The following is a 4,037-nucleotide window of genomic DNA, read 5'->3' as shown; positions in this document are numbered from 1 at the left end:
TGGGCGCGGGTTTCCATATCAGTTGTTCTCCGTTAAACGGGCGCTGGCTTGCAGCGCGGCACGGCCACGGGGGCCATGGAAGTAGTCGTGTACCCAGGCATCGGCGGTGGCGGCCACAGTGGCGAGATCGCCGGCCACCAGCACACGTTTTTGCGACAGCACCGCCACCCGGTCGCAGATGGTGTAGAGGGTGTCCAGGTCGTGGGTGACCAGAAATACGGTAAGGCCCAAGGCATCGCGCAGGGTCAGAATCAGTTGGTCAAACGCCGCCGCACTGATGGGATCGAGGCCGGCGGTAGGTTCGTCGAGAAAGACGATTTCCGGGTCCAGGGCCAAGGCCCGCGCCAGGGCCGCACGCTTGATCATGCCGCCGGACAGCGAGTCGGGGTATTTGTACGCGGCGGTTTCCGGCAAACCGGCTAACGCCAGTTTGACCACGGCGAGGTTTTCCGCTTCCTCACGGCTAAGGCCGGCGTGCTCAATCAGCGGCAAGGCGATGTTTTCCAATACCGTAAGCGAGGAAAACAACGCGCCGGACTGAAACAGCACACCGAAGCGGCGCTCCACCTGCGAGCGTTTTTCTGCCGAGAGACTCAGCAGGTTTTCACCAAACACTTTGACGCTGCCGGCAGTCGGCCGTTGCAGGCCGACGATGGAGCGCAGCAGCACCGACTTGCCGGTGCCCGAGCCGCCGACAATGCCAAGAATTTCGCCGCGCATCACATCCAGGTCCAAGTGCTGATGCACCACCTGCGTACCAAAGGCGTTGGTGAGGTCGCGGACCTCGATAAGCGCTTCCTGCGTCACCAGCCCATCTCCATAAAAAACATCGCCGCCAAGGCATCGAGCAAAATCACCACAAAGATCGACTGCACCACCGCCGAGGTAGTGTGGTCGCCCACCGACTGCGCGCTGCCGCTGACCTTAAAACCTTCCAGGCAGCCGATCACGGCAATCAAAAAGGCAAACACCGGCGCCTTTACCAAGCCCACCAGCAGGTGCTGCACCTCAATGGTTTGCAGGATGGTGAGAAACATCGTTGGCGAAATATTCAGCACCAGCAGGCACACCACCGCGCCGCCAAGAATGCCGGAGAGCATGGCCAGAAAGGTCAGAATCGGCAGCGCCACCAATAGCGCCAGCACCCGTGGCAGCACCAACAACTCAATCGGGTTGAGGCCCAGGGTGCGGATGGCGTCGATCTCTTCATTGGCCTTCATCGAGCCGATCTGCGCGGTAAAGGCACTGGCCGTGCGCCCAGCCATGAGAATGGCAGTGAGCAGCACGCCAAACTCGCGCAGAAAGGCAAAGGCCACCAGGTTGACGGTGTAAATAGTCGCGCCGAAGTTGGCCAACACCGTGGCCCCTAAAAATGCCACCACAGCACCGACCATAAAGGTCAGCAGCACCACGATGGGCACGGCATCCAGGCCAGTTTGTTCGATGTTGGACACCAGCGAGGTGACCCGCCAACTGCGCGGACGAAACAGGCTACGCAGCAAGGTTTCCAGGGTCAGACCAATAAAGCCAAGCAGCGCCGCGACACGGTCCCACAGGCTGGCAACAAAGCCACCGATATGCGCCAACACATCGGCCAGGCCGGCGCGCGGTTCGGGCTTTTCCGGTTGGCAGTACTGGCGCAGCGCACTGCCCACGGAGTTGAGCAAGGCTTGGCGGGCGGGGTTTAGGCTGGGGTCGCTGGCGGCCAGATCAATCAGGCGTTCGGCGCCGAGCAGGTCGGCGAGCAAGGCGGCGCCGGAGGTATCGAGCTTATCCAAGGCGGCCAGTTGTACCGGCGTGCCGGCACTCAGTTGCGGGCGCAACGCCGCCACATCGCGGGCTAATTGACTGTAGTGAGGCAAGGTCCAGTCACCACTGACAACCAACTGCGCAGGCGTTGTGGCGGTGTCCAAACGTAAGGCGGCTGAAGTCATAAAAAGCGGCTTACTCATCCTGGGTGGCCGTAGCGTATCAAGGGCAGGTTACATCACCCGCAGGTAAAGGTGTTTCATGCGGTTGCTCTTCGGGCGGCCTAAACCGCTTGATGCACGCAGCACGTTCAAATTGAACCGCCAGCCGCTACGCTTGCCCAAGCTACACACCATTGTCTACGCAGCAGAGAGCAGAGCATGCAGGTAGAAGGATTCTTCGATTGGCTTGGCCACGCGCTGGGCACGGTAATTCGCTTTATCGTCGATAGCCTCAGTGGCTTGTTGCAGTTGATCGGCAATGCCGGCCGCCAGTTCCTCCATGGGCTGTCCGGCGCGCTGGGTATCACGCCATCGTTGCTGAGCATTGTTGCCTTGGTGATCGGCTTGCTGTTTCTCTACAGCGCGGTGCGCGCATTTATGCGCCGCTCCGTGGTGCTGGGGATTATCTGGCTGCTGCTGGGCTTGTGGCTGATCAGTTTATTAATCAGCTAAGCCACCTGGCTTGCACATTTGTGTCGCCTCTTGCGTTTGCAACGGCGCCGCTAGCTGCGAAGCTACGCGCCATACGCCCGAGCTTTGTGGGCAACGCATAAACGTAGAGGCTTCACATGCAAATCACTGCTCACTTCGACAGCGGCAATATCGAGGTCCATGACAGCAGCAATGCTCAGCACCCGCTGCTGAAAATGCGCAAAGACCTCAACAGCCATCACTTCCAGTGGTTTCACTTTAAAGCCGAAGGCCTTACCCCTGGCCAGCGTTACGATTTCAGCATCATCAATGCCGGCGAGTCGGCCTATCACTGGGCCTGGAGCGGCTACCACGCCGTTGCTTCCTATGATCAGAAAACCTGGTTTCGCGTGCCCAGCACATTTACCAATGGCACCTTGAGCTTTGGTCTGGACGTGGCGCAGGAGCAAATCTGGTTTGCCTACTTCGAACCCTACAGCCGCGAACGCCATGACTGGCTAATAGACCAGGCGCTGTTCAAGGCCGATGCCGAACTGTTTGCCTGCGGCAAAAGCATTGAAGGCCGGGATATCCAACTGCTGCGTATCAGCCGCACCCCCAACGCGCAGCGCAAGGTGTGGATCATCGCCCAGCAGCACCCCGGCGAGCATATGGCCGAGTGGTTTATGGAAGGCTTGATCGAGCGCCTGAAACTGCGCGACGACGCTGAGATAAATGCCCTGCTAAGCAAGGCCGACCTGTACCTGGTGCCGAATATGAACCCCGATGGCGCCTACCGCGGCCATTTGCGCACCAACGCGGCCGGCAAAGATTTAAACCGCGCCTGGCAATCGGCCAATGAGGCAGAAACCCCCGAGGTATTTTTCGTTCAGCAGCAGATGCGCAAGGTGGGCGTGGACTTGTTTCTGGATATCCACGGCGACGAAGAAATACCCCATGTGTTTACCGCCGCGTGCGAAGGCAACCCAGGCTATACCCAGCGCATCGCCGATTTGGAACAGCGCTTTCGCCAGCGTTTAGTGGCCAATGGCGCGGAGTTCCAGACCCAGTTCGGCTACCCGCGCAGCGCGCCGGGCAAGGCCAATATGACCTTGGCCTGCAATGCGGTAGGTGAAGAGTTCGACTGCCTGTCGTTTACCATCGAAATGCCCTTTAAAGACCATCACGACACGCCCAACCCGGTTACCGGCTGGGATGGCAAACGCTCCAAGCAATTGGCCAAAGAGGTGTTGAGGGTTACGGCAAGCATGGTGGATGAGCTGCGCTAGGCATCCCTAGGCGCGGCGGGCGTTGGGCTTCGCCGCAGGCTCACCGAGCGCGGAACGACTCAACCTACACAATGCTTAGCGCATTGAACTCAGCCAGCCGGTATGCGGCACACACAGATCATGCTTGCAGGAGATCGATGCCACTGGCGCCCCTTGCCGTGCCAGTTCAACCCGCACGGCAGCTGCGGCGTACAGACCGCAGACCATCAGCAGGCCCAAGGCGATCAGGTATTTTCTTGTTTTTAGAGTCATGGCTACATCCTCGGCGAACGTTGCGTTCTTTGAGCGTAGGCCACCTACCCTCTTGCCGAGGGATCGTTAAGGCATATTCAGCTCATGTATAGGTCGCTATAGCCCTAATACCGCA

The 4,037-nt window shown here is 59.4% G+C and carries 5 protein-coding genes; 2 read left to right on the top strand and 3 right to left on the bottom strand.

The window, feature by feature from the left end:
* Positions 1-18 precede the first annotated feature (18 nt).
* Both AAAB16_RS26385 and AAAB16_RS26380 read right to left on the bottom strand, forming a co-directional pair.
* On the bottom strand, positions 19-810 hold the full coding sequence (locus AAAB16_RS26385) for an ATP-binding cassette domain-containing protein (RefSeq protein WP_340666036.1): 792 nt from the start codon (positions 808-810) through the stop codon (positions 19-21).
* Positions 804-1,934, bottom strand: a complete 1,131-nt coding sequence (locus AAAB16_RS26380) for an ABC transporter permease (RefSeq protein WP_340666035.1) — start codon at positions 1,932-1,934, stop codon at positions 804-806. Before AAAB16_RS26380 ends, AAAB16_RS26385 begins: the two co-directional genes overlap by 7 nt.
* A gap of 195 nt (positions 1,935-2,129) precedes the next feature.
* Here AAAB16_RS26380 and AAAB16_RS26375 point away from each other — a divergent pair, with 195 nt between their 5' ends.
* Entirely contained in the window at positions 2,130-2,423 is a 294-nt protein-coding gene (locus tag AAAB16_RS26375; RefSeq protein ID WP_110618128.1) for a hypothetical protein, read from the top strand.
* 116 nt (positions 2,424-2,539) lie between these two features.
* A complete protein-coding gene (locus AAAB16_RS26370) occupies positions 2,540-3,670 on the top strand; it encodes a M14-type cytosolic carboxypeptidase (RefSeq protein WP_340666034.1) in 1,131 nt (376 codons plus the stop codon).
* 75 nt (positions 3,671-3,745) lie between these two features.
* Here AAAB16_RS26370 and AAAB16_RS26365 read toward each other — a convergent pair whose 3' ends face one another.
* Positions 3,746-3,922: a hypothetical protein gene (locus AAAB16_RS26365; RefSeq protein WP_340666033.1), complete on the bottom strand. Its 177-nt coding sequence runs from the start codon at positions 3,920-3,922 to the stop codon at positions 3,746-3,748.
* Between the last annotated feature and the right edge of the window lie 115 nt (positions 3,923-4,037).

Source organism: Pseudomonas sp. (genome assembly GCF_037994325.1).
In the GTDB taxonomy this organism is placed as follows: Bacteria; Pseudomonadota; Gammaproteobacteria; order Pseudomonadales; family Pseudomonadaceae; genus Aquipseudomonas.
Note: the sequence above shows the minus strand (reverse complement) of the source record. Positions and strands in the feature narration are given on the sequence as shown.